Genomic DNA, 305 nt, shown 5'->3' with positions numbered 1-305 from the left:
TACGCGAGTTCGGGATAAGAAAGTCCCCGAAAAAGTTGGTAATCTCGCAAATATTTTGTATATTTGTAAGTGAAAATCAATAACATACTAAAAACATAAGCGATGATTACCACTTGCAAAGTTACTGAAATTTTCTGTATTATCGACGAGTTTTCCAAGAAATTGCATGCAGAACTTGAAAAAAAACATGTATTTGCGCCTTTCTGACACGGACGGGCGCAAGCGCAGGAAGCGTGAATGCATGATGTCCGAGAGCGAGATAATGACAATCCTTGTATGTTACCATTTCGGAACATTCGCCAATT

At 38.7% G+C, this 305-nt stretch carries 1 pseudogene; it reads left to right on the top strand.

Annotated features, from left to right (window positions below):
* Positions 1-102: 102 nt before the first annotated feature.
* A pseudogene (locus E5358_RS15635) lies at positions 103-305 on the top strand (IS982 family transposase); the annotation flags it as partial.

This window comes from Palleniella muris (genome assembly GCF_004792655.1).
GTDB classification, from domain to species: Bacteria; Bacteroidota; Bacteroidia; order Bacteroidales; family Bacteroidaceae; genus Prevotella; species Prevotella muris_A.
This window is presented reverse-complemented; position numbering and strand designations above follow the sequence as displayed.